We start from the raw sequence: 25,043 nt of genomic DNA on the forward strand, positions 1-25,043 counted from the left end.
CCCGCTTCATGTCGGAACGGAGCGCCAGTTGATGATGAAAGCGTAACGAGATCCGCGTATAACTTCTAATATGGAATATTGATGCTTCGAATCATTCCCGATGATATGGGTGTTAGCACCAATGACAGCCGTTTGTAGGCAGGTTATCAATCAACTATCCGCATGTAGCGGCCCATGCGCGAGGCTGTTCATCGCTGCTCGTGATGTGCCGTTCGGTCCGCCGCGTGTGTTCTGATAAGCCGCGCCCCCCTCATTACGTTTGTTGATGTTTCACTCATACCATCATGGACCTGCGGCAAATCCAGTACTTCATCGCGCTGTTCGAGGACGGCTCCGTCACCCGCGCCGCTAAACGGCTGAATATCGTGCAGCCCGCGCTCAGTATGCAGATCGGCAAACTGGAAGAGGAACTGCATCAGCAACTGTTCGAGCGCAACGCGCATGGCATGGCGCCGACCGCGGCCGGGCGGCTGATGTATCGCCTCTTTCTGCCGATCATGCGGGACCTCGCGCACGCACGTCAGCAACTCGTACAGCGAGACGAAGTGGTGACCGGGCATGTATCGATCGGGCTGATTGCGTCGGTGACCGAAAGCGTGCTCGCCGATGCGTTGTCGCGCTTTCACGCGCGCTATCCGCATGTCGAAGTGACGGTGGCAGACGGCTACAGCGCGACGTTCATCGACTGGGTGGCGGGCGGTCAGCTCGACGCGGCGCTCATCAACAAACCGCGCGCGCGTCTCTCGCTCGACGCACAGCCGCTGCTCGACGAGGAGATGGTGCTCGTGACGAGCGCCGCGAACGGCCCCGAACTGCCTCACGCGATTGAACTCGCACAGCTTCCCGAACTGGAACTGGTGCTGCCGACGAAGCGCCACGGCCTGCGCGGCGTGCTAGATACGGCCGCCCAGCACGAGGACGTGCTGCTCGCACCGCGCTTCGAAATCGACGTATTGAGCACGATCGTGAAGCTCGTGGAAAGCACGCGCTTCGCCACTATTCTGCCGCGCATCGCGGTGCAGCGCGCGGTGCATCAGGGCAGCCTGCGCGCGTATCCGATTCTCGCACCGCGCATCGTGCGGCACATTGTGTGCGTAACGCATCCGCGGCGGCCCTTGACCGCGGCAGCGGATGCGCTCGTGTCGGTAATCGCCGATGAGTTGCGCAAGGTGTCGAGCGCGTCGGAGATAGAGGCCTCGATCGAATAACAACGCGAGGCGCGAACCTTCAATTACCCTGACACATCGGCGAAGCCGCCGAGCCTTGCGCCGAGGGCTCGAATGGCGCGAGCGACGTCCGGCGAAAGCAGTGCTTGCAGTTCGTCGGCATGGCGGTAATCGCGCATGCCGTCGGTCAATGCGCGCTCGCCTCCAATGGCAGGATGACAGTATATTTCTGCGACCCCGCCTTTCAACGAAGCGAGCGCCGTGAGCCACGCGGCCTCGTCCATGCGGCCGCTGCCGGCGATGCCGACGACATAGTCGTTGTGAAAGATGCCTGCACGGTCGAGCCGTGCCTTGACGAGCGCGATCCACGGCCTCAGCCACAGCGGCGCATTCGACTCGAACGGCAAACGCATCGCCTTCATGCCGAATTCCCGGCCAATTTCCAGGATCAAGCCAAGCACCGTCGGATGCACATGAAAATGCTTGTGCGTGTTCACGTGATCGAGCGCGAGTCCGGTCCTGGCAAACGCCTCGAACTGCGCGCGAATTTCGCGCGCCAACTGCTCCCGTACATGCGGCAGAAAGAAGAACCGCACGCCGTCGCGGACCATGTCGTCGCCGAAGCGGCCATGCTTATCCAGCAACGCCCCAATGTGGGTGCGCGGCAAGACAGCGTCGCCGTCGGCGAGGACGAGATGGAGGCCCACGCGCAAGTGCGGCATCGCGTGCGCGCGCTCGACTGCATCGTTTGCGGCGGGCGCACCGATCATGAGGCTGGCGGCGGTGAGCACGCCGTGTCGATGCGCCTGTTCGACGGCCAGATTCACACGAGAATGCAAGCCGAAGTCGTCGGCGGTGATGATCAACGCGCGGGGCCTTTCGGCGCACGGCTCGACGGAACGCGACTCGAATGCTTGCGGCCCGGATGCACGCGGCCCGGAGCCAGGCGGCTTTAATGCGTGCGGCGCTGGTACATCCACCTCAGCGGCCATCGGATGCCTCCATCACGTCCATCGAGCGCAACGGCCTCGTGCGCGTAGCCGAATGCGAGCTTCCGACCCGAACGCGCGTGCCACGCCACGTGACATGTGAACCGAAAGCCGCAGCGAGCCACTGAAACAATAGCATCGTATCGCGCAACGGCAGAAGCGGAAGATCGCGCCAGAACGCACGCCCGAGCGACTCCGCCGCTTCACCGGGAAACGCACACCCCAATGCGACTTCATGGCGCGCGGCACGCAGATGCAGCATCAAACGCGCGGCCAGTCCCGCCATTGTGCCGGCCGCGCCGACGAGCGCGCCCCAGCCAGGCCCGCCGCCGTTCGCGCCGGTCGCGAAGGCAGCGCTCAGACACCCGCCGGCAACGAGCCAGGGAGTCGGGAACGTGATGAACAGAAAAGCGAAACCGAGCGGATTCACCGAACGTATGGTGCGCAACCAGCGCGTCTCGCGTTGCCACAGTTCTGCAAAGGTGGGCTCGGTCACGTCGGTGGCCACCATCACGCGCGAGAGCACCGTTTGCAAGCCCAGCGCGCGCACGTGTTCGGCTAGCCAGTAGTCGTCGGCAAGACAGTTCTTAAGGGCCTCGAAACCGCCGATGCGTTCGAGCGTGGCGCGTCGCAACGCGAGCGTAGCGCCGAAACCGAAGCGGCGCGAACCGGCCATGTGCGCGACGCGTACCGAGGGCGCAAACCATTCGTTGACGAATAGCGCGCCCACGCGCGGCCAGAAACCGCCGACACCTTGTGCGGCATAAAGACAGGTAAGAACGCCGATGCGTGGGTCAGCGAGGGGCGCTGCCACGCTCTCCAGATAATCGGCCCGCACGGCGATGTCGCTATCGGCAATCACGATCACGTCGTGACGCGCGTGCTCGACCATATTCATCAGATTGCTGACTTTCAGGTTGCTGCCGTGCACGCGCGTGTCGATCGCAAGTTCGATGTCGAGCGACGGATATGCAGCCTGCAAACGACGCGCGACGGCAATCGCGGGATCCTCAGGAGAACACACACCAAGAACGAGCTGGAAATTCGCATAACGCTGCTCGCAAAACGTCCGCAGGTTCTCATAGAGACGCGGCTCGGCGCCGCACAGCGGCTTAAGCACAGTCACGCCCGCATGCGGCAACGGATCAGTTCGGCACGAGGCGGGCGCGCGGAACTTCGCACCGTGCACGAGGCTTGTCGGATCGATTGCGGGAGCGGCCGGCGACAGATCGTCGTGATCCAACGCGGCGCGGCCACGAACGGTAGAGAACGGCATTGCTACCGCAGCGACCAGCGTATACAGCGACGCCGCGATGCAAACGGCGAGCAGAATCCATTCGCCTATTGTGAATGCGTGCGCAACCATTGGCGGATTCCGTCAGTGTCCGCGCAAGACGAACGGTGTCCCAGTAAGGCGAAGATGCAAGATGACGAGCCAAAGCCGCGGACAATCCGGGTCGACGGCGACTGGCCTCGCGTAGAGGCCCACAGCGTTCACGTAGCGATCGGCAACGGCAAGGTGGAATGCGACTTGGGCAACCTGGCGCGCACCGATCACGCCGCCCGCCACCATGGCGAGCGCGGCGAGCCGGAAAGCCGCGGAGACAAACAGATGTTGCGCGCCCGGCAGCGCCGCTACCGTCACACAGGCGAGCACGTCGGCTGCGAGAGCCGTGAGCGAGGCCACCATGAGATGGGCTCGCAGCATATCGACGGTGGCTGGCTTCATGGCTTCGTTTCGTGGCCTGATGAACGCATCTTGCGGCTTCTCGCAAGCAACCAGCGCCCGCTCTTCGACGCAATCGTCAGCAAGAAGAAGAACGGTCACCATGGCGAGGCGCCTGCCGTGCATTCCGTCGATGTACTTACGATTTCGTTTCAGTAGACCGACAACAGAGGGCAATGCCGTGTGCTCATGTCGCATATTCATTCGGCGAATTCATGATGCCAATACAACAGTAAGCCGTTGATGAGCGATGGTATCGATTCAAGCTGAAGGAAACCTTAAGCAAAACGCGGTATAACGCTGCTAGCGGACCGCATGGCTGACGCTGGAAGCTGCAGCCGCTAGGTTCATTCGATGCGTACCGCCCCACGATAAAAACACCTACGGAATTTCTGCTCTATGCGTGTACTTCTCGTTGAAGACGACGATCTGATCGGCTGCGGGATCGAAGCAGGTTTGCGTCAAGCAGGTTTCACTGTCGACTGGGCGCGAGACGGCCACAAGGCCAGTCTCGCGCTCGACACCACGAGCTATGCGCTCGTCGTGCTCGATCTCGGCCTGCCCCGCGTCTCTGGCATGGACCTGCTGAAACGGCTGCGCGACGCCGGCAATGACGTGCCGGTGCTCGTGCTGACCGCGCGCGGCACGGTGGTGGACCGCGTGGGCGGTCTCGAAGCAGGCGCGGACGATTATCTCGGCAAGCCCTTCGACCTCACCGAGCTCATCGCGCGTTGCCGTGCGCTGCTGCGACGCGCGCAAGGCCGCAGTGTCGAGCTGATCCGCTATCGGGAGCTCACGGTGAACCCGGCGTCGCAAACTGTGGAGGTGGCCGGCAAACGCGTGCCGCTGACGTCGCGCGAATGGGCGATCCTGATCCAGTTGCTGACGAATCAGGGCATTCCGCAATCGCGCTCGCGTCTCGAAGAAAGCCTGTATGGATGGCAGGAGGAAATTGAAAGCAATGCGATCGAGGTACACGTGTCGAACCTGCGCAAGAAGCTCGGCGCAAACCTCATACGAACCGTGCGCAATATTGGCTACGTGGTGGAGAAACAGTAGATGAGCGCATCCATTCGCCGGCGGCTCATGCTGCTCGTGCTCGCCAGCATCGGGCTCGTGTGGGCGATCGCTCTGGCGTCCAGCTATCGCCAGGCCACGCGAGAAGTGGCGGAGTGGGAGGAAGCCCGCCTCGCGGAACTCGCACAGATGCTCGCGTTGCTCGACCGGTCCAATCTCGCCACGCTCGCCAATGCGCACATCGACGTGCGCGAGGAAGAACGAGGCGGAGAAACAAGTGCGAACGACACCGACGACGATGACTCACTGCCGCGCGACGCACTGTTCCAGGTGCGCACGCGCGATGGCGACGTGATTGCCGGCAGCCCGCCCTTGCGCGCGCTCAACGCGTGGGATTTGCCGGTACCGCCCGTCACCGGCGTGCAGGACGTCGTGCTCGGTGGCCAGACGTATCACTCGTTCACGCTTCGGGACACGCCGCTCGGGCACACGGTCCGCGTATTCGAACAGGCCAACACCCGCAGCGATCTGGTGAGCGGCGTCGCGAGCCGCATTGCGCGCCCTGCATTGATCGCGCTGCCGGTGCTGGCACTGCTCGTGTGGTGGAGCATCGGCTGGAGCCTCGCGCCGCTGCGCATGCTCTCCGATGCGATCCGCTCGCGGGACATCAATCGCCTCGAGCCCGTCGATATCGGCCAAGTGCCGATCGAGGTGCGGCCGCTCGTCGACGCGATCAATCTGCTGCTTTCGCGCCTGTTACATTCGCTGGAACGGGAACGCGCGTTCACTGCCGACGCCGCGCATGAACTCAAAACGCCGCTTGCCGCGATCAAGGTCCAGGCACAAGTCGCGCTGGCCGAACCCGACCCCGCACGTCAGCGGCTCGCCATGGAGCGCGTCGTGCAAGGCGTGGACCGAAGCGCGCGGCTCGCCGAGCAATTGCTGTTGCTCGCGCGTCTGGACATGCAGGAGAAGATGGCAACGGCACCGCTCGCGCCTGGCGCCGTCGCGAAGAGCGCATTGCTGGCGAACGCGGGCAATGCACAGCAGAAAAACATTTGCGTGACGCTGAACTGCGACATGCGCGCGGAGATCAATGCGGAGCCGGTGCTGATCGGCATTCTCTTCGACAATCTGCTGGATAACGCGATCAAATACGGGAGCGACGGCGGCACGATCGAGATCGCGGTGCGGCGTCAAAAAGAGGAGGTTCTGGCGCCACTGAAGGATCCACTGAAAGAGCCGCTGCAAGAACCGGTGAAAGAGCCATTATCCGAGCGCATTGTGGTGAGCGTGCGCGACGACGGCCCGGGCGTTGCGCCGGCAGATCTGGCACGTCTCACGAACCGCTTCTTTCGCGCAACCGGCAACCAGGCGACTGGCAGCGGCCTCGGCCTGTCGATTGTCGCGCGCATCGCGCAACATTTCGGTGCTACCGTGCGATTCGGCACCGGCCTCGACGGCCGCGGGCTTGCCGTCGACGTATCGTTCCCCGCTTATACGGCGGCGTCTGCCGGACCTTTGAAGTCAGCCGCCTAGCGGCGGCTCCTTTCGCCCGCGGCGCTGCCTTCGGCGAGGGGAGCCTGTTGCGGGCTGCGAGCGGCGCCGGCGCGCTCGCGACGACGCTCTGGCCGGTTCGCCCGCAGCGTGGAAGTGTCGGCGCGATCGCGTTTTGACGTCTCCGCAAACTGCCAGGCGATCAGCCCCGGCACGAAGATCAGCAGATCGCGAATCCGGCGTGCGCCCGCAAGCGCCAGACAGGTCGACGGATCCAGACCCAGTGCGCCGCCGATCAGTATGAAGCCGCCCTCCTGCACGCCGAGACCGCCCGGCACGAAGAACGCTGCGCTGCTGATGGCCTGGATCAACGACTCGATAACCACGGCTTCGACAAGCGTCACTCGCGCGCCGAGAAAATACAGCGCAAGCCAGATTTCGAGCGACGCCAAAAAGCACTGCAGCGGCTGCCAGAAAAACAGATAACGCAACACTACGCCGCGGCGTCGCCAGATCAGCTTGATTGCCCGATCGATCTGCGCCGACTGCCCCACGAGCGCGGCGAGCTTGCCGCTCGTCATGTGATTGAGCGCGCGCGTCATGCGCTCGAACGGACTGGCGTGCTGCACGAGCGCGAACAACACGAGCAGCGGCGTGAGCACGACCACACCCCACGCGAGTTGTCCGCCGAGCCGCAGCGTGTCGGAATGGGCATGCGCGAACAGAAAGCCGATGCCGACCATCGTGAAAAGCAGCTGGCTGATCACGGTCAACTGCATGTCGGCGATGATGCTGCCCACCGCCATCGACGGCCGCACGCCCCAACGCCTGAGCATGCGAAAAGACACCACTTCTCCGCCGATGCGCGCGACCGGCAGCATGCTATTGACGGATTCGCGCACCCACACGAGGTGCAGCATGTTCGCAAGGTGCGGCCGGTTCGCGCCGCGAATCAGCGAGCGCCAGTCACAGGCGTTGGCGAGCATCGTCAGTACGTGCGCGAGCGCCGCGAGCACGAGACCCGCGCCAGCCGCGCGCAATGCGCCGAGCACCGCACCCGGGTTGTCCTGCCAGACGAGCCACAGCGACGCGATGAGGCCCGCGAGCGCGGCGACGCGGCCTAAATGCTTCATCATGCGAAGACCTCGCGCGTGCGGGTCGCGCGGGTCTCGCGCGTCGTGCAAGGGACTTGCCGCTCATCGTTCGTTTCGGAAGACCTACGCATCATTGCTGCCCTAACCTCCTCTACTTCCGCCACCTGTTCGCGGCTCATCGTCATTCAGCGTGATTCAGCGCGACTCGTCCCGCGCGGGCGACAGCAGGCCGTCACCGTCCACCTCGAAGCTGAAGCCCCGCCAGATCACGCGCGAAGAGCCGAAGCTCGCCACGAAGATTGCAAACAACACGATATCCCATATCGGCAGGAGCCACAGCCCGCCATGCTCCTGCTGCAACGCGCGATCGGCGCAAAGCTTCAATGCGAAGCGCGCAAACAGCGCGAGCGCCACAATCCCCCAGCTCCATGACGCGCTGCCCGAGAACACCACCGCGAGCAATGCAAAGGCGAGCGGATGCATGAACGCGGAGCCGAGATGGCCGAGCGGATCGACGCAGCGGATCGTCCGGCTCCAGCGCAACTCGTGCGAGACGAGTTGGGCCGCGCTCGCCTCCACGCAAGCGTGCGAGATGGCGAAAGGCGGAATCGCGACTTTTTCGCCGATTGCGCGTACCGCTTCGCCTATCGCGTGGTCTTCCGCGAGATGCCGTGCGAACGGCAGCATGCCGCCGATCTTGTCGAGCGTGGCGCGCCGCATCGCAATCGTCTGTCCAAAGCAGGGCCGCGCAAGACCGAGCGCGATACCGGTGACCACCCCCGGCAAAAACTGATACTGAGTCGCGGCTGCCGACAGGCGCGGCCAGAAGCCGGGCTCGGGCTCGCCGCGATATGCGCACGTCACGAGTCCAACGCCGGGCTTCTCCAGTTCGCCGACGATGTGGCGCAGATAGTCGGGGCCGACGCCGACATCGCTATCGGCGAACACAAGCACGCCGTGCCGCGCGTGCGGCAGCATATTGACGATGTTGCTGATCTTGCGATTTGGGCCGTACAGGCGGGTGTCGGAAATCACCGTGATGTCGGCCTGTGGATACAGGCGCTTCAATTCATGGACGGCCTGCAATGCCGGGTCTGCCGGATCGTGTACGCCGAATACGAACTGCACGGCGCCAGCGTAGTTTTGCTCACAGAAACTGGACAGATTGCGCAGCAGCGCGCCTTCGCTGCCGTGCAACGGCTTCACGACCGTTATATCCGGGAAGCTGCCGGGTTCGGCCACCGCGCGCGCAAAGAACCGCCCGATCAGCACGCTTGCCAGCAGCGTGTAGCCTACGCCGGAAACCGCGCACGCGGCGCATGCGTAGGCAATCGCCGCAGCGAACCAATGCGCGGCGCTCACGCCTCGTGTGCGCGCAGGAATCGGAAGAACTCGACGCCTTCGCGCAAGCGCCGTTTCATCATGTCCCAACTGGTCAGCATTTCGCGCACGATTTCCCAGATTTTCGACGGACGGAAATAGAAACGCTTGTAGAAGTTTTCGAGCTGGTGATAAATCTCTTCGCGCGACAGATGCGGGTAGCCGATAGCGGCGAGCTGAACACCTTCTTTGCTTACGAGGTTGATCATCTTGTTCTGTTCGAGCCAGCCGTTTTCAACCGCCTGCTCGTAAAGGCGGGTGCCCGGATACGGCGCGGCAAGCGACACCTGGATGGTGTGCGGATTGATCTGCTTCGCGTATTCGATCGTCTTCTGGATGGTCTCCTGGGTCTCGCCGGGCAAACCCAGAATGAACGTGCCGTGAATCTTGATGCCGAGCTTGCGGCAGTCGTCGCTGAAGCGCCGGGCGATGTCGGTGCGCAACCCCTTCTTGATGTTCAGCAGAATCTGATCGTCACCGGATTCGTAGCCGACGAGCAGCAGCCGCAGGCCGTTTTCCTTCATGATCTTGAGCGTGGAGTACGGCACGTTCGCTTTCGCGTTGCACGACCACGTCACGCCGAGCTTGCCGAGACCACGAGCGATGTCCTCGACGCGCGGCTTGAAGTCGGTGAAGGTGTCGTCGTCGAACATGATCTCCTTTACTTCGGGCATGTTGTCGCGAATCCACTTCACTTCTTCCAGCACGTTCTCGACCGAGCGCGTGCGATAGCGATGACCGCCCACTGTCTGTGGCCAAAGGCAGAAAGTGCACTTCGAGCGGCAGCCGCGCCCCGTGTAGATCGACACATACGGGTGCTTCAGATAGCCGATGAAGTAGTTATCGATCTTCAGATCGCGTTTGTAGACGGGTGCAACAAAGGGCAACTCGTCCATGTTCTCGAGGATCGGGCGCGCTGCATTGTGCTCGATCGAGCCGTCCGGCGCGCGATAGCTGAGGCCGAGGATCTGCGCGAACGGCTTGCCCTCGGCGATCTCCGCGCAAGTGAAGTCGAATTCCTCGCGGCAGACGAAGTCGATCGCCTCGCTCGCCGTGAGCGAGTTGTGCGGGTCCACGGCGACCTTTGCACCCACCATGCCGATCAGCAGCGACGGCTTGCGCTTTTTCAGGTCTTCTGCGAAAAGCGCGTCGGAGGGGAAAGACGGCGTGCTGGTGTGAATGATCACCAGATCGTATTGCTGCGCAATGTGGAGCGTGGCTTCGACCGACAAACCATCGGCGGGTGCGTCGAGCACGCGGCTGCCGGCAATCAGTGCGGCCGGTTGCGCAAGCCACGTCGGATACCAGAACGAGCGGACTTCACGTTTAGCCTGATAACGCGAACCGGCGCCACCATCGAAGCCGTCATATGACGGCGCCTGCAAGAACAGAGTTTTCATGGATGCTCCAGCAACCTTGAACAGGCGCTTTCTGTTTTCTGTCGAACAACTGTCGGAGGGCGCTCGCCGCGGGCGAGCAAGGGCATGCATTCGCGCAGATGCTACGGAGCAAAGCTGAAGGAAACCTTAAGCAAAATGACGCGAGCGGAGCTTGTCCCGCTCGCCTGAACATGAGGTTTCGGCATGCTGACCAATGACCTGCTGAACTGTCAGAAACGAAAGCCGGATCAACGCGCAAGATGTCGGGCCCAATCGAGCCAGCCAAGATTGAGGGCGGCGTTCACGGCGACGCCGAGGGCCGACGCAATGGCCGCGATCATCGTCCAGAATGCGGAGCGCCGCGCGGCCGTTGCGGAGGTATGCGCGGCGTTGGCGGCATCGCGCGACGCGCTGGCCGCCACCTGCGCCACATGGGACGAGGACTCCATTTGCGCGAGCGACTTCAAGGCGAAGCCGCGCTCGTCGTCGGCCCGCGCCTGTTCCTTTTCAAACAGATAACGATGACAGAACGGTGTGAGCGGTGCCTCCGGATTTTGCGCAGCGAAGAACTTCGCATACGCTTCGCCGCCGTTGGCGTCGATTTCCTGATAAGCGGATTGTCTGTCCACACGAACCTCGCCTGCGCGCGGTGCCGATCGCCGTACCGGCCATGCGCCAGTCGACGTGCCGGCCATGCGCCGGGCGCGCAAGCCGGCCGCCGCCGCTTCGCTGTCGTCCCGCGTGCTGGGCTTGACTCTAGATGGGCTTGATATCCGCTGCCTGCTTGCCCTTGGGCCCCTGCTTCACTTCGAAGCTGACCTTCTGGTTTTCCTGCAACGACTTGAAGCCCTCCGAGCGAATCTCGGAGAAATGGGCAAACAGGTCTTCACCTCCGTCGTCGGGTGTGATGAAGCCGAAGCCCTTCGCGTCGTTGAACCACTTCACTGTACCGGTAGGCATGTCGATTCCTCATGTGCATCTGGTTGACTAAACTGGCAATTCTCGGGCGGGGACTGCCGCTCGACTGTACGCCTGTTTGCGCGGCGTCGCAGCGGCTGCGCTTGCTCCACGAACCTTCGCGCCTTCTCAGGCAGCGAACTTCCAGGGTCCCCCTAGCATCTGGAGCAAGACGCGTGCCTCGCCCGCTCGGATGCGCCCGCCGCCGGTGCGTTTGGAAACAATCAGATAAGATGTTCGTATCGGCAGTCCATTCTCGGCAGCGCGGGTTCGACTCCTTCTCCGAACGCCCCGCAGCCTGTCGTTTTCCCATTTACAGGAACCAGCATGGCAATTTCGAGCTATACCGATACCCGACTTCTGATCAACGGCGAATGGTGCGATGCCGCCAGCGGCAAGACTATCGACGTCGTCAACCCCGCTACCGGCCAGGTGATCGGCAAGGTGGCGCATGCAGGCATCGCCGACCTCGATCGCGCGCTGGAAGCGGCGCAACGCGGCTTCGAAGCATGGCGCAAGGTGCCGGCTCATGAGCGCGCCGCGGTTATGCGCAAGGCAGCCGGGCTCGTGCGCGAGCGCGCGTCGGACATTGGCCGTCTAATGACGCAGGAACAGGGCAAGCCGTTCGCCGAAGCGAAGATCGAAGTGCTGGCCGCGGCGGACATCATCGAGTGGTTCGCCGACGAAGGCCGCCGCCTTTATGGCCGCGTCGTGCCCTCGCGCAATCTCGCCGCACAGCAACTCGTATTGAAGGAGCCGATCGGTCCGGTCGCCGCCTTCACGCCGTGGAACTTCCCGGTCAACCAGATCGTGCGCAAGCTGAGCGCGGCGCTCGCGAGCGGCTGTTCGTTCCTCGTAAAGGCGCCGGAGGAAACCCCTGCGTCGCCAGCGGGCCTGCTGCAGGCTTTCGTCGAAGCAGGCGTGCCGGCAGGCACCGTGGGTCTCGTGTTCGGCGATCCGGCCGAAATCTCGAGCTACCTGATTCCGCATCCGGTCATCCGCAAAGTCACGTTCACCGGCTCCACGCCGGTCGGCAAGCAACTGGCCTCCTTGGCTGGCGCGCACATGAAACGCGCCACGATGGAACTGGGCGGTCACGCGCCGGTGATCGTCGCTGAAGACGCCGATGTGGCGCTCGCCGTCAAGGCAGCGGGCGGCGCGAAGTTCCGCAATGCGGGCCAGGTCTGCATCTCGCCCACGCGCTTTCTCGTGCACAACAGCATTCGCGAAGAGTTCGCCGCGGCGCTCGTCAAGCACGCCGAAAGCCTCAAGCTCGGCGACGGTCTCGCGGAAGGCACGACGCTCGGGCCGCTCGCCAATGCACGCCGTCTGACGGCCATGAGCAAGGTGCTCGACGACGCGCGCAAGACGGGTGCGAAGATCGAGACAGGTGGCGAGCGCGTCGGCTCGGAAGGCAACTTTTTCGCACCGACCGTGCTGACCAACGTGTCGCTCGAAGCCGACGTGTTCAACAACGAGCCGTTCGGCCCGATCGCGGCCATCCGCGGTTTCGACAAACTCGAAGAAGCAATCGCGGAAGCCAACCGTCTGCCGTTCGGCCTCGCCGGTTACGCGTTCACGAAGTCGTTCAGCAACGTGCATCTGCTGTCGCAGCAACTCGAAGTCGGCATGCTGTGGATCAACCAGCCCGCCACGCCCACGCCTGAAATGCCGTTTGGCGGCGTGAAGGATTCGGGCTACGGCTCCGAAGGCGGACCGGAAGCAATGGAAGCGTATCTGGTCACGAAGTCCGTGACGGTGATGTCGTCCTAAGACATCCGGTCGGGCAAGCTGCGCCCGATCGTTGCTAGCCGTACAGGGTCCGCGAGTTCACGCTCGCGGACTTTTTTTTCCATCCACAAGGGCGTTTCGTGAGCAGATGCAACCCACGTTGACCGATGCAGCGGCAGACGCATCGGCTCAACGCTCGGCGGCCAATACAGAGGCGAAATGTCTGCTGCTGCGCCAGGCACTCGAAGCGATGTAAAGCGCGCGCGCATCATGCTTTACCTCATGCCCTCAGCGACCCTCACACATGCATGTCGCTCTCCTTCAGCGGCGGTGCAGCCGACACTAGCAACTCTTTACGCAGCGTGTCGCGCGCGTGATGCCTGCGCACCCATAGCGCGGTCAGCATCGGTACCAGAATCGCGGTAACGAGGCACGCGGTTGCAACCATTGCGGTCGCGGCCGGCACGAGCGGCTTGAAGCTTGGAATCATCTCGCCGATGATCGCCGGATTCGCCACTGCCGCGCCCGCCGTCGACGACGCCGCGAGTCCCGCCGCCCCATTGCCGCCCGCGATCCAGCGGTCCGTCAGAATCAGCGGAATGCCCGTCACGACGATCACCGCAAGACCCAGCAACACGCCTGCCATGCCGCTCTTCGCGATCACGTTGAGGTCGATACCGTTACCAAGCGCAAAGCCGAAAAACGGAATCAGCGGATGCACGCAGCGGCCGAAGAACTCGCGCAGGTCGCTGTCGATATTGCCGAGCGCAAAGCCGATCAGAAACGGCAGCACGGCGCCGACGAAAAGCCGCGGCTCGAAGAAAGCGACACCCGTGGCGCCGAGAATGATCATGCTCACGAGCGGCCCCGACTCGACCGACATCAGCACGAACGCGCCCGCTTCCTCTTTCGTGCCGTATTGCTGCATCACGGCCGCGTAGAGACCGCCGTTGGTCATGTCCATCGACGTAGTGATGGCCAGCACGGAGAGCCCGGCAAAGAGCCCTCCTTTGATTCCGTCGATAGGAATGAAGTGCGACGCCACGAGCGTCGCGATCCACGCGACCACCATCTTCGTGACGAGCAGCGTGCCCGACTTGCGCAGCACGGTGCCGGTGGCCCGCAAGTCGATCGTCGCACCCATGCAGAAGAACCACACCGCGAGAATCGGCACGGTGCCGGCAATCAGTCCATTGGTGAACGACCCGAAATATTTGCCCGCGCCCGGCGCAAATGTATGAACGCAGGCGCCGAGCAGCAAAGGCACCAGCATCAGCCCGCCAGGAATACGGTCGATGGCCTTCTTGAGCTTCATTGTCTCCTCCGTGGACCTCGCGTCCAGTTTTCGGGTGAATAAGGATAAGAACCGGTCTTGCGCCGACTGCTCCCTTTCGGCGCAATATAGCATCGTAAAAGGAACGTCGTTCCGATTATTTTCAGAGCGAAGGTAATCGTTTACCCGGCTTAAAGTGGGCCTGCCAAGCAGACTTTTAGCCCGCCACTGAAATTTGTGGACCACTGTTCCGGAATTGTGAATAACGCGCTACAGTCGATGCCACACACGTCGCCCGCGCAGCAATGCGCGAGGTCGAGCCAATCATCGGAGACAGATCGTGGAAGCGAGCATGCAAGTGAGGCAGGCCATAAACAGCGAATACGCCAAGACGCTGGATACCGCCGGATTGCGCAAGGAGTTGCTGGTGGACCATGTGTTCGAGCGCGACGCGCTGCGGCTCACCTACAGCCACATCGACCGGATCATCGTGGGCGGCGCGTGGCCTGTTGCGCGAGCGGTCGAAGTGCCCGGTTCGCTTGGCAAGTCGATCGGCGTCAACTACCTGCTGGAGCGGCGCGAACTCGGCGCGATCAACATTGGCGGCGATGGCTGGGTCGATGTGGACGGCACGCGCTTCACCGTGCGCAATGAGGAAGCGATCTACGTCGGGCGCGGCGCGCAGTCGGTTGCATTCGGCAGCAGCGACGCGTCGCGGCCGGCAAAGTTCTACCTGAACTGCGCGCCCGCCCACGCGTCGCATCCGACCCGCACGATCTCGCTTGGCGAGGCGTCGCCGCAAACGCTCGGGGACGCAGCGACGAGCAACCGCCGCACGATCTACAAGTTCATCGTGCCGGAGGTGCTGCCCACCTGCCAGCTTTCGATGGGCATGACCAAGCTCGAACCCGGCAGCTTGTGGAATACGATGCCCTGCCATACGCACGAGCGGCGCATGGAGGTGTATTTCTATTTCAATGTCGCCGACGACGCCGCCGTCTTCCACATGATGGGCGAGCCGAACGAGACGCGGCACATCGTCGTGCATAACGAACAGGCTGTGATCTCGCCGAGCTGGTCAATCCACTCGGGCGTCGGCACGCAGGCTTACACGTTCATCTGGGGCATGGTCGGCGAAAATCAGGTATTCAGCGACATGGACCACATCGCCGTGCGCGATCTGCGTTGAGAGTGTGCTTCGCGTGTATCGGCCTCGAAACCATCGCATATGCAACACACGACATGGGCTCTGACATGGTGACTACCCCGGCAATCAGCCGCTCTGCAGCAAATCCGTTCGACCTCGGCGGCAAGGTGGCCATCGTCACCGGCAGCAACACCGGCCTTGGCGCCGGCATGGCGCTCGCGCTTGCCCAGGCGGGCTGCGATATCGTCGGCGTATCGCGGGCCGATGCGGGCGATACGCCGGCGCGTGTCGAAGCCACCGGCCGAAGATTCGCGGACGTGCGGGCCGATCTTTCGTCCACCGCGCCGGTCGAGGACATCGTGCGCGCTGCCGTCGAAGCGTTCGGACGCATCGACGTGCTCGTCAACAACGCGGGCATCATTCGCCGCCAGGACGCGCTCGATTTCACCGAGGACGATTGGGACGCGGTCATGGACCTCAATCTGAAAAGCCTCTTCTTTCTCGCCCAGGCGGCCGCCCGGCAGTTCGTCAAACAGCAAAGCGGCGGCAAGATCATCAACATCGCGTCGATGCTGTCGTTCCAGGGCGGCATACGCGTCGCGTCCTACGCGGCGTCTAAAAGCGGCGTGCTCGGCCTCACGCGTCTTCTCGCGAACGAATGGGCCGCGCAGCGCATCAACGTGAACGCAATCGCGCCGGGCTATATGGCGACGGCGAACACGACCGCGTTGCGCGAAGACGCGCAGCGCAACGATGAAATCCTGAGCCGCATCCCAGCCGGGCGCTGGGGCGCGCCGGACGATCTGGCCGGACCGGTGGTATTCCTCGCATCGTCCGCGTCGGACTACGTGCACGGGCATACACTGGCAGTAGACGGCGGATGGCTCGCGCGCTGACTCCGCAAAAAGCGCGCGAAACGGTATGCTCCGGGCGTTCGTCAACACGCGGTACAGAAAAGAGTTCGATCAGGGAATTTCGGAAATGGCAGCAACCGGCAAACAGCGCAAGGGCGACCCCGCAGCCCTCACGCATGACGTAGAGAGCGTCGACTGCGGCAACGACAAAGGCGAATCGGCTTCGTCCATTGGCCGCGTGTTCGCTCTTCTCGCCGCGATCGGCGACAGCGGACGGATCGGCATCAGCGAATTGTCGCAACGCCTCGGCATGTCGAAGACCACCGTGCACCGCGTGGTTCAAACGCTGAAGGCACTCGGCTACGTCACCCAGGAAGTCGAGACCGAGCGCTATCGCCTGACAATCCGGTTGTTCGAACTGGGCGCGAAGGCACTCGAAAGCGTGGATCTAGTGCGCGAAGCCGATGTGGAAATGCGCCGCATCGGCGCGGTGACTCGCGAGGCGGTGCACCTGGGCGCATTCGACGAAGACGCGATCATCTACATCCACAAGATCGACGCCGACTACGGACTGCGCATGCAGTCGCGCATCGGCCGGCGCAATCCGTTGCATAGCACGGCAATCGGCAAAGTGCTGCTCGCATGGATGGACCCCGCCGAAGCGCGTGAGGTGCTCTCTCACGTCGAATTCCGTAAGTCGACGCAAAAGACGCTGTCGTCGGCCGAGGCCGTGCTCAGCATTCTGCCGCGCGTTCGCGAGCAAGGTTACGGCGAGGATAACGAAGAACAGGAGGAAGGCTTGCAGTGTCTCGCGGTGCCTGTCTTCGACCGTTTCGGCCGAGTGATCGCGGGACTGTCGGTTTCGTTTCCGACGATGCGCTGCGGTGCCGATACCAAGTCGCACTATGTCGCGCTGCTGAAGCAATCCGGCCAGGCGATTTCGGCGCGGCTCGGCTATCGCGAGGAGGCCGCGCCTGAGCACGCGGCCGTGCAGCCCGGCTAAGCGGATGCGAATGCGAGTGCAGCGCGCGGCTGCACTCGCAGATCAGACCGTGCACGTTGCGCAACGAAGCGGGCTCAACCTTGCGTGTTGCGCGAAGTCTACCGACGGCTGATCCGCGGAAACCTGCTTCTCATGTGCTTGTCACGCACGAGGCGGCAATCGCCACGCGCCGTAGCGGTCGCGGAAAATGGTTGGCATATCGGCACAGCGCGACACATCAATAGCGCTGAAGCTGCGCCGATACGCAGGCGCACGTTTCGCTCAAGGCAGCATTCGCTGCAAAACCAGATCCTTGAGAACAAAGCGATGATAAAGCGCGCCGGCGACATGCAAGCCGATCAGGACCAGCAACGCCCACGCAAGATAACCGTGTATGTCGCCCATTTCATGACCGACGCTCGAGCCTACTGGCGAAAGCGACGGATAAGGCAGCAGACCGGCGAGCTTTACCGACCAGCCGCGCGACGACGCATTCGCCCATCCCAGCAAGGGCACGATGATGAGCGCAAGGTACAGCAGACCATGCGTGACATGCGAGACGGTGCGAAGCAATGGCGACACAGGTGCGGGCCCGGGCCGATGCGTGAGTCGCCAGACGACTCTCAGAACCACGGCCGCAACCAGGGCCGCGCCCACTCCCAGATGCCACGCGATTAGCCCTTCGGGCCGCGTGCCCTTGTGAATGTCAGGCATGGTCCAGCCGATTATGAATTGCGCCGCGATCAGCGCGACCACGAGCCAGTGAAGGAACTTGGCGACGCCATCATAGCCGGTCGCGTAAAGGTGCGAACGAGTATCGATAGATTGCATGCTCATGAGAGGGGGCCGTTATCAAAGCGTCGTGGGAAGCCGCGTGTCGCGGCCGCATGGGAGCCAGTATGCTACGGCGCGAATCTTAAGAAAAGCTGATGTCGCGCCGCGCGCCACTTCGCTCACGCGTGAATGACGCCAGGGCTCGACACGAAGCGCCAGTCTGCAACCGAATGTATCCGCGAGGCATACGCGCGGTTCCTCGTCATTGTCGCGGCTTGCTGGTGTCGGCAGCAGCGAAGCTTCAACGCGCCGCAACTAGTTGAGTCCGCAATCACCCGGCGTTTTCGCAGCACGCTCAACGGCTTGCCTGTCGCCCGCACCACGGCGCTGCTCACTTCACCGCCTTTGCTCACCCTCGCCTGCCTGCGTGCCGTGCATTGCTTTCGCGCAATGCTATCGACACGTTCTGTTACACACGAACACAACGGTAATTCCGCCTCTCAGTAGAGTTCGGATCAACAGGAAAAGGAGCAAACCTCATGAAACGAATTTTCGCGCTGGCCATTCTGGCGGTGACGCTCGGCACTGCACTGAGCGGTTGCATCGTGGTCCCCGACGGCGGCGGTTATCACGACCATTATCGTTACCACGATCGTTACTGATCGCGGCACACACGGACCGTCCACGCTCAATCATAAAAACGCGGGAACCCCAACATGAATCGAACACAAAACCGTTTGCTGTCCATCGCAATCGTCGCGGGTCTTGGTATCGGCGCGTCTACCGCCGCGCTTGCTCACGTCGACGTCGGCGTGAACATCGGCGTGCCCGGTGTCGCGTATGCGCCCGAGCCTGTCTATGCGCCGCCTCCGCCGCCCGTCTATGCGCCGGCGCCACCGGTCGTGGTCGTGAGCCCAGGCTGGTATGGCGAGCGTTACTACGACGGCCACCGCTACTGGGAGCGACGCGAGTGGGAAGAACGTCATCGCGAACGTGAATGGCGTGATGCGCGCGGTCCGCACGGCGACTGGCGTGGCCACGGCCACGGCCATGATGAGTGGCACGGCCACGGCGGCGATCATTGACGCTTGCTGCGCGGCGTTATTGTCGATGAACATCGCGCCGCGCGGCATTGGTTTGCGCGTCCGCACTTTGCAGGAGCGACAGTTTGCTACGCACTGATCTACGGCGAGTCACCGCGCAGGTAGACGGCATGCTCGTCTGCGCGGAATACAGCGAGCAGACCGGCCAATTGTGTTTGCGCCAGGACGGCACACTCGTTCGTGAATGGTTCCCGCCGCACTCGTGGACCGCGATTGCGTCGGTGGCGGGCGCGCGGCATTGGGGCACGCGTCCCACCGACGACGACCTGCTCGCGTTGCTACGCAACGAGATGACCTTGTTGCGCACACCGCAAGGAAATGCGTCGCAGAAATAAAAAAGCGCGCGACGCTCGATGCGTTGCGCGCTTCTCGACCGGCGTCTCACCGGTCTGCTTCTAACACCTGCGTTGCGGACCTCGTTTCAAAACCTTTTCCGCGATCGCTTTTCAGCCACTTACCGCGCGTTGTACACCGGCGGCGAATACGAACTGAACGTAACGTCACCGCCGCGTCCCGCTTGCCAGGTGCCGTGGCTGCCCGAACCATAGCCGCTGTTATCGGCTCGCGCGAAGCCCTGCTGACCTGCGGCCTCGGTTTGCGCAGCCTGCGTGTCCTGCGTCCCAGCTTGCGCAGACGGCTGCGCGAACGAAGCGATCGGTGCGCCAAGCACCGCAGCAATTGCAACAGCCTGAATAAGTGATTTCATTTTGACCACCTCCGGTCATCTCTTCTGCGTATGCTGCAAACGGGATTTGCTCGCAGCGATGAAAGCAGTGTAGGCGCGCGGCGACCCAGGATAAATCCGTTAATCCTGAATTCAGTGTTGCGGTTGCGCCGACAATCGGAAGCGGTCGAGCCGCGCTCAGTCCTGCGGCACGGCCACGCCGACGTAATTCTCTGCCATGACGGTAGCCGCCGAGCGAGATGTGGTCACGTATTCGAGTTCCGCCACCTGAAGCTGCCGCTCGAACGCCGACGCGCCTTCGATACGGTGCATCATGCTCGTCATCCAGTACGAGAAATGCTCCGCACGCCAGATGCGCTTGAGCGCCGTTTCGCTATAGCCGTCGAGCAGATCCGTGCGGTTCTCGACATAGAACGCGTTCAATGCTTTCGCGAGCAGACGCACATCGGCGACGGCCAGGTTCATCCCTTTCGCGCCGGTTGGCGGCACGATATGCGCGGCGTCGCCTGCGAGAAAGAGCCGTCCATGCTGCATCGTTGCCGACACGAAGCTGCGCATGCCGACAATGTTCTTCTGGAAGATCTTGCCGTCCACCACGTGCTGGCCGTCGTGCGAATCCACCCGAGCGTGCAGCTCCGCCCAGATGCGATCGTCCGACCAGTTGTCGACGGAGTCCTTCGGGTCGCACTGAAAATACATACGCTGAACGTTGGCCGAGCGCGTGCTGATCAATGCAAAGCCGCGGTCGTGGCGCGCGTAAATAAGTTCGTCCGACGACGGCGGTCCTTCGCACAGGATACCGAACCATCCAAACGGGTACACGCGTTCGAAGTCGCGTCGCAATGCCTGCGGAATCGCCGCGCGCGACACGCCTTGCGAGCCGTCGCAACCAATCACGAAGTCGCATTGCAACTCGGACGCTTCGCCTTCGTGACGGTAGCGGATCGACGGCTTATCGGTATCGATGCCGTGCAGCGACGTGTCCGTTACGCCGAAGCGCAACGCCCCGCCCGCGGCGACGCGCGCCGCGACGAGATCCTTGATCACCTCGTGCTGAGCGTAGACGGTGATCGAATGACCGGTTAGTCCGGTGAGATCGATCCGGCGACGCTTGCCCTCGAACGCGAGTTCGAAGCCATGGTGCAGCGCGCCTTCCGCCTTCATGCGCTCGCCGACGCCGGCTTGGCTGAGAAGATCCATCGTGCCCTGCTCGAGCACGCCGGCACGAATCGTCGATTCGATTTGCTCACGCGTGCGCGTCTCGAGCACGACCGATTCGATACCGCGCAAATGAAGAAGATGCGAAAGAAGCAGGCCCGCGGGCCCGGCGCCGATGATGCCAACCTGGGTGCGCATGATGTGTCTCCTGAGTGCAAGTTTGATTTGCGCCCAGTTTGACGATCGGCCCTGCTATCGCGCAACGCGATATGCGAGATACGCTCTATCTAGTTTTGCGATAAGGCATCTGGAGGTCAAGCGTTGCTGAATTGCGCAAATACCGCGCGACGCCCTACTGACGCCGCTCGCGGCGCGACCGTTCGCCATGCGGTCCGAGCCCGCGCCGAACAGGTACTCAAGGTAAACCCCGAGCGCGATCTCAGTCGCAAAACTTCAGGCAAGAAACAGCCGATACACCGGATTGTGCGTCTCTTCCCAATGCGGATAACCGAGCGTGGCGAGGAAGCGCTCGAACTCCGCGTTGTCCGTCTGCGGCACCTGAATGCCGACGAGAATCGAGCTATAGTCCGCGCCCTGATTGCGGTAGTGGAAAAGGCTGATGTTCCAGTCAGGCGCCATCGACGAAAGAAACTTCATCAGCGCGCCCGGCCGTTCGGGAAACTCGAAGCGAAACAGGCGTTCGTCGTGTGCGAGCGGCGAGCGGCCGCCGACCATGTAACGGATATGCTGCTTCGAGAGTTCATCGAACGTCAGATCGACGGTCGCAAAGTTGTGCGCCTCGAACGCGCCCGCAATCTGCGCCGATTCGCTGCGGTTCCTGATCTGCACGCCCACGAAAATGTGCGCGGACTCGGCCTGCGCGATCCGGTAATTGAATTCGGTGACGCTGCGCGTGCCCACCAGTTCGCAAAAGCGCCTGAAGCTGCCGCGCTCTTCGGGAATCGTCACCGCGAACACCGCCTCGCGCGCTTCGCCCACTTCCGCGCGCTCGGCGACGAAACGCATGCGGTCGAAGTTCATGTTCGCGCCCGACGTGATCGCGATCAGCGTCTGGTTCTCGATGCCTTCGCGCTCCGCATACTGTTTGGCACCCGCGACGGCAAGCGACCCCGCCGGTTCGAGCACGCTGCGGGTGTCCTGAAAGACGTCCTTGATCGCGGCACACAGCGCGTCGGTGTCCACGAGCAGCACGTCGTCCAGATATTCGCTGCACAGGCGGAAGGTTTCTTCGCCGACGAGCTTCACCGCGGTGCCGTCGGAGAACAGGCCGACCTCGTTTAGCGTGACGCGCTCGCCGGCTTTCAGCGATGCGGCCATCGCGCACGAGTCGTCGGTCTGCACGCCAATCACCTTGATCTCGGGACGCACCGATTTCACATATGCTGCAACACCCGCCGCGAGTCCGCCGCCGCCGATCGGCACGAAGATCGCGTGAATCGGGCCCTGATGCTGGCTCAGGATTTCCATGGCAACCGTGCCTTGCCCGGCGATCACATACGGATCGTCGAACGGATGCACGAAGGTCAGTCCGCGCTCTTCCTGCAGTTGCACCGCGTGGCCGTAGGCGTCGCTATACGACTCGCCGAACTGCACGACTTCGACGGTCGGGCCGCCGTGCGCGCGCACCGCATCGACCTTGACCTGCGGCGTGGTGACCGGCACGACGATGATCGCCTTCACGCCCATGCGCGCGGCAGACAGCGCGACGCCCTGCGCATGATTGCCCGCCGACGCGGTAATCACGCCGCGCGTGAGCGCCTCGGCGGGAATATGCGCCATCTTGTTGTACGCGCCGCGCACCTTGAACGAGAACACCGGCTGGTTGTCCTCGCGCTTCAGATAGACCGGATTGCGCAGGCGCGCCGACAGTTGCGGCGCACGTTCGAGTTCGGTCTCGCGCGCCACGTCGTAGACGCGTGCGGTGAGGGTTTTCTTCAGATAGTCGTGTCGAAGCGCGACGCTGTCGGCCGTTTCGGCGACCTGTTCGAGTTGGTGTGACGGCAAGGCAAGCTCCTGTGCGGCAAGCGCGTAGCATCGAAAAGCGACCAGGAGGCGGGAGCAGGCGGACATAAAAAAACCCGCCTCGTGGGGCGGGTTATGTGTGACTGCTATCAGACGCGCGCTAACCCACCATTCGATGAATGATGCTAATAATCAGCGCAATACGGATGTCGAGGCAGTTCATGTGGCCGATCATCGTTGACTTGCCGAGCTTTGTCAATGCCGGTGCCGTAAGCCGCGATCTATTACGGACGCTGCGGTTTCAGGTTCCGTTGCGATTTTGCTCGTCGCAGTGGACCGCGAAATCCGCCTGCAAAAGCCATTGATCCGGCGCGCGCGCCGAGTATGCGCTCGCGCAAAAACGCATCCAGCTGCGCCATCATCGCTTCGCGCGCGCAGCGTGAAAAGAGCGCGTGATCGACCTTGCTGATCTTCTGCACCGAGAGATTCTTCAGCTTGCGCAACCTGGCTCCGTCAGGGCCGAAGTGAATGTCGAGTTCGTCGAGGCCTTCGTCGAGCGTTCCGTAGAGCAGCGCGGTTTGCACGCCCTTTCGCTCCAGATCGAGCACGAGTCTGCGGATGGCGCTGCCGGGCACGCGCTCGCCGACGAGCGTCTCGAGCACGGCACCCACGCGTGCGGCGACGCGCGCCGACAATCTGCGCGCGAGCTCGGCGGTGATCGCGCGAGTATTGGCCTGGCCGCTCAGCAAGCGCAGCCATTTGCGCGGATTGCGCATCGCCCGCCGATACACCTCGCTCGGCGCGACGTACTGAGCACCCGGCCGAACGCGAGCGCCGCCCCACTTGAAAAACGGCAAATTGATGCACGCGCACCCGACCACGGCGGAATGCGCGAGCGCGGTATGCAGGCTTACATATGCACCACTGCAGACGCCGGCCATGACGACCTTTGCGTGACCCGCTGCGTTCAACCGGTCGACACCCGCGCAGGCATCGTCGATCGAGTAGGTCGAATAGAGCGCATCGAGCGTAAGCGTTGCGTCGCGGCGCAGGCTGTCGCCGAGACCGCTCAGATCCATGCGAAGCGATGCGATGCCCTGCGCCGCGAGCCGCCGAGCCATCAGCACGGTGAAGCGGCTGTCGCCGATCCGGTGCACACCGCCCGTGTTGACGAAGAGAACAGCCGGCGCTGCGTCGAGCGCGCGTTGTGGTTCGCACAGCACACCGGCGTAGCCGCCGAACACGACCGGCGTCTCGCGCCCGTGCGCAAAAGCGATACTCGCCGATGCCGCGGCGTCCAGCACTTGCACCTTCGCAAGCGGCGCTGCCGCAGTGCCGGCGCCGAGCCATTGCAGCACGCTGTCGAACGCACGGCGAGGCGACTCGCTATAGCTCGGATTGGCCAGAAACTTACTGTATTCGCCGAAGAACTGCACGTCCGCTTGCGCGCCGAGCGCTTCGTATCGAGCGGCGAGCCGCTTCAAGCGGGCGCTGCCCGCCAGGTCCTGCAACAGCACACGGCGCGCGGGAGGCTCGGCGGCAGCTGCGCTGCCGCACGGAGCGCCGTACTCTGCAGCCCGTTCGAGATCGACTTTTGCAAGCAGTTCGAGCGTGTCCGGATAGAGCCTGAAGCCGTGCGCGCCGACGGTGCGTGGCAACTCTTCGTCGAGATGCAATCCAAGCGCGGTCTGGGCAGCGAGCCACGTATGCTGCTGAAGCTCCAGTTCGCGTATGTATGACTTGCCGGAAATTACGGGCATCAACAGTACGAGGTTGTCGACGCCGCCCAGTTCTTGTGCAGCGAGTGCGGCGAGTGTCGCGCCTACGCGCAGACCGCACAGCGTGACGCGCTCCACGCCAGTTTCCGCACGCAGAAATCCAACCGCGGCCTTGATGCTGTCGATCCACGCGCGCCAGCGCAGCGGGTCTTCCTCGTTGCCGCCCGAATCGCCCGTGCCGGGGTAGTCGAAGCGCAATGCGACCGCACCGCGTGCGGCCAGCACGTCCGCGAGTTCGCGCCAGCCGCGGTACACGGAAAGCGCCTCATAGCCGAACGGATTGCACAGCACCACACCCATCTCGGCTTGCAAAGCGGCCGGCCCGTGCAGCCATCCCGAACAGTCGTTGAATGCAACCGGTCTCATCGTA

The 25,043-nt window shown here is 62.9% G+C and carries 24 protein-coding genes; 10 read left to right on the top strand and 14 right to left on the bottom strand.

Annotated features, from left to right (window positions below):
• Positions 1-284 precede the first annotated feature (284 nt).
• Complete coding sequence (locus OH764_RS08860) at positions 285-1,208, top strand: LysR family transcriptional regulator (RefSeq protein ID WP_498846509.1); 924 nt, start codon at positions 285-287, stop codon at positions 1,206-1,208.
• A gap of 23 nt (positions 1,209-1,231) precedes the next feature.
• On the opposite strand, the gene hpnK is transcribed toward OH764_RS08860, so the two are convergent.
• The 3 genes from hpnK to OH764_RS08875 are packed head-to-tail and all read right to left on the bottom strand — an operon-like array spanning position 1,232 to position 3,884.
• The gene (gene hpnK / locus OH764_RS08865; protein ID WP_498846510.1) at positions 1,232-2,158 is read right to left on the bottom strand and encodes a polysaccharide deacetylase family protein; all 927 of its coding nucleotides are present in this window, start codon (positions 2,156-2,158) and stop codon (positions 1,232-1,234) included.
• Positions 2,148-3,521 (bottom strand): bacteriohopanetetrol glucosamine biosynthesis glycosyltransferase HpnI, encoded by a 1,374-nt coding sequence (gene hpnI, locus OH764_RS08870; protein ID WP_498846511.1) that lies wholly within the window; start codon positions 3,519-3,521, stop codon positions 2,148-2,150. Before hpnI (OH764_RS08870) ends, hpnK begins: the two co-directional genes overlap by 11 nt.
• Positions 3,522-3,533: 12 nt before the next feature.
• Positions 3,534-3,884, bottom strand: a complete 351-nt coding sequence (locus OH764_RS08875; protein ID WP_498848791.1) for a hypothetical protein — start codon at positions 3,882-3,884, stop codon at positions 3,534-3,536.
• A 396-nt stretch (positions 3,885-4,280) separates the two neighbouring features.
• Between OH764_RS08875 and OH764_RS08880 the strand changes: the two genes are divergently transcribed.
• Positions 4,281-4,940, top strand: coding sequence for a response regulator transcription factor family protein (locus OH764_RS08880; RefSeq protein ID WP_498846512.1), 660 nt, complete (start codon positions 4,281-4,283; stop codon positions 4,938-4,940).
• Positions 4,941-6,437, top strand: a complete 1,497-nt coding sequence (locus OH764_RS08885; protein WP_498846513.1) for a sensor histidine kinase family protein — start codon at positions 4,941-4,943, stop codon at positions 6,435-6,437.
• On the opposite strand, the gene OH764_RS08890 is transcribed toward OH764_RS08885, so the two are convergent.
• The 5 genes from OH764_RS08890 to OH764_RS08910 form a co-directional block, all read right to left on the bottom strand.
• Positions 6,434-7,531 carry a lysylphosphatidylglycerol synthase transmembrane domain-containing protein gene (locus OH764_RS08890; protein WP_498846514.1) on the bottom strand — a complete coding sequence of 366 codons (1,098 nt, stop codon included), beginning with the start codon at positions 7,529-7,531 and terminating at the stop codon, positions 6,434-6,436. The genes OH764_RS08885 and OH764_RS08890 overlap by 4 nt on opposite strands.
• Before the next feature lie 153 nt (positions 7,532-7,684).
• On the bottom strand, positions 7,685-8,851 hold the full coding sequence (gene hpnI, locus OH764_RS08895; RefSeq protein ID WP_498846515.1) for a bacteriohopanetetrol glucosamine biosynthesis glycosyltransferase HpnI: 1,167 nt from the start codon (positions 8,849-8,851) through the stop codon (positions 7,685-7,687).
• Positions 8,848-10,269 carry a hopanoid biosynthesis associated radical SAM protein HpnJ gene (gene hpnJ, locus OH764_RS08900; protein WP_498846516.1) on the bottom strand — a complete coding sequence of 474 codons (1,422 nt, stop codon included), beginning with the start codon at positions 10,267-10,269 and terminating at the stop codon, positions 8,848-8,850. The genes hpnI (OH764_RS08895) and hpnJ overlap by 4 nt, the downstream gene beginning before the upstream one ends.
• Positions 10,270-10,496: 227 nt before the next feature.
• Positions 10,497-10,877, bottom strand: coding sequence for a hypothetical protein (locus tag OH764_RS08905; RefSeq protein WP_288824752.1), 381 nt, complete (start codon positions 10,875-10,877; stop codon positions 10,497-10,499).
• 127 nt (positions 10,878-11,004) lie between these two features.
• Positions 11,005-11,208 carry a cold-shock protein gene (locus OH764_RS08910; protein WP_006052818.1) on the bottom strand — a complete coding sequence of 68 codons (204 nt, stop codon included), beginning with the start codon at positions 11,206-11,208 and terminating at the stop codon, positions 11,005-11,007.
• A 324-nt stretch (positions 11,209-11,532) separates the two neighbouring features.
• Here OH764_RS08910 and OH764_RS08915 point away from each other — a divergent pair, with 324 nt between their 5' ends.
• On the top strand, positions 11,533-12,978 hold the full coding sequence (locus OH764_RS08915) for an NAD-dependent succinate-semialdehyde dehydrogenase (RefSeq protein ID WP_214884421.1): 1,446 nt from the start codon (positions 11,533-11,535) through the stop codon (positions 12,976-12,978).
• Between the two features lie 256 nt (positions 12,979-13,234).
• On the opposite strand, the gene kdgT is transcribed toward OH764_RS08915, so the two are convergent.
• Positions 13,235-14,251, bottom strand: a complete 1,017-nt coding sequence (kdgT, locus tag OH764_RS08920; RefSeq protein WP_498846517.1) for a 2-keto-3-deoxygluconate permease — start codon at positions 14,249-14,251, stop codon at positions 13,235-13,237.
• Positions 14,252-14,561: 310 nt separating this feature from the next.
• Here kdgT and kduI point away from each other — a divergent pair, with 310 nt between their 5' ends.
• From kduI to kdgR, 3 genes are all read left to right on the top strand, one after another.
• A complete protein-coding gene (kduI, locus tag OH764_RS08925; protein WP_498848792.1) occupies positions 14,562-15,398 on the top strand; it encodes a 5-dehydro-4-deoxy-D-glucuronate isomerase in 837 nt (278 codons plus the stop codon).
• Between the two features lie 65 nt (positions 15,399-15,463).
• Complete coding sequence (gene kduD / locus OH764_RS08930; protein ID WP_498846518.1) at positions 15,464-16,252, top strand: 2-dehydro-3-deoxy-D-gluconate 5-dehydrogenase KduD; 789 nt, start codon at positions 15,464-15,466, stop codon at positions 16,250-16,252.
• A gap of 85 nt (positions 16,253-16,337) precedes the next feature.
• Positions 16,338-17,213 carry a DNA-binding transcriptional regulator KdgR gene (kdgR, locus tag OH764_RS08935; protein WP_498846519.1) on the top strand — a complete coding sequence of 292 codons (876 nt, stop codon included), beginning with the start codon at positions 16,338-16,340 and terminating at the stop codon, positions 17,211-17,213.
• 261 nt (positions 17,214-17,474) lie between these two features.
• On the opposite strand, the gene OH764_RS08940 is transcribed toward kdgR, so the two are convergent.
• Positions 17,475-18,029, bottom strand: coding sequence for a cytochrome b (locus OH764_RS08940; protein WP_498846520.1), 555 nt, complete (start codon positions 18,027-18,029; stop codon positions 17,475-17,477).
• A 476-nt stretch (positions 18,030-18,505) separates the two neighbouring features.
• Here OH764_RS08940 and OH764_RS08945 point away from each other — a divergent pair, with 476 nt between their 5' ends.
• The 3 genes from OH764_RS08945 to OH764_RS08955 all read left to right on the top strand — a co-directional run bounded on the left by OH764_RS08945 (position 18,506) and on the right by OH764_RS08955 (position 19,404).
• The gene (locus tag OH764_RS08945) at positions 18,506-18,628 is read left to right on the top strand and encodes a hypothetical protein (RefSeq protein WP_020066184.1); all 123 of its coding nucleotides are present in this window, start codon (positions 18,506-18,508) and stop codon (positions 18,626-18,628) included.
• A gap of 54 nt (positions 18,629-18,682) precedes the next feature.
• Positions 18,683-19,051, top strand: coding sequence for a hypothetical protein (locus OH764_RS08950; protein WP_498846521.1), 369 nt, complete (start codon positions 18,683-18,685; stop codon positions 19,049-19,051).
• 83 nt (positions 19,052-19,134) lie between these two features.
• On the top strand, positions 19,135-19,404 hold the full coding sequence (locus tag OH764_RS08955; RefSeq protein WP_088174366.1) for a hypothetical protein: 270 nt from the start codon (positions 19,135-19,137) through the stop codon (positions 19,402-19,404).
• 119 nt (positions 19,405-19,523) lie between these two features.
• Here the strand turns inward: OH764_RS08955 and OH764_RS08960 are convergent, their stop codons facing one another.
• The 4 genes from OH764_RS08960 to OH764_RS08975 all read right to left on the bottom strand — a co-directional run bounded on the left by OH764_RS08960 (position 19,524) and on the right by OH764_RS08975 (position 25,039).
• Positions 19,524-19,775, bottom strand: a complete 252-nt coding sequence (locus OH764_RS08960) for a hypothetical protein (protein ID WP_498846522.1) — start codon at positions 19,773-19,775, stop codon at positions 19,524-19,526.
• Between the two features lie 156 nt (positions 19,776-19,931).
• Positions 19,932-21,110: a 4-hydroxybenzoate 3-monooxygenase gene (locus tag OH764_RS08965; protein WP_498846523.1), complete on the bottom strand. Its 1,179-nt coding sequence runs from the start codon at positions 21,108-21,110 to the stop codon at positions 19,932-19,934.
• A 255-nt stretch (positions 21,111-21,365) separates the two neighbouring features.
• Positions 21,366-22,937 carry a threonine ammonia-lyase gene (ilvA, locus tag OH764_RS08970; RefSeq protein WP_498846524.1) on the bottom strand — a complete coding sequence of 524 codons (1,572 nt, stop codon included), beginning with the start codon at positions 22,935-22,937 and terminating at the stop codon, positions 21,366-21,368.
• A gap of 242 nt (positions 22,938-23,179) precedes the next feature.
• On the bottom strand, positions 23,180-25,039 hold the full coding sequence (locus OH764_RS08975) for an alpha/beta fold hydrolase (RefSeq protein WP_498846525.1): 1,860 nt from the start codon (positions 25,037-25,039) through the stop codon (positions 23,180-23,182).
• Between the last annotated feature and the right edge of the window lie 4 nt (positions 25,040-25,043).

The sequence above is a fragment of the Burkholderia sp. M6-3 genome (genome assembly GCF_050858985.1).
Classification (GTDB): Bacteria; Pseudomonadota; Gammaproteobacteria; order Burkholderiales; family Burkholderiaceae; genus Paraburkholderia; species Paraburkholderia caledonica.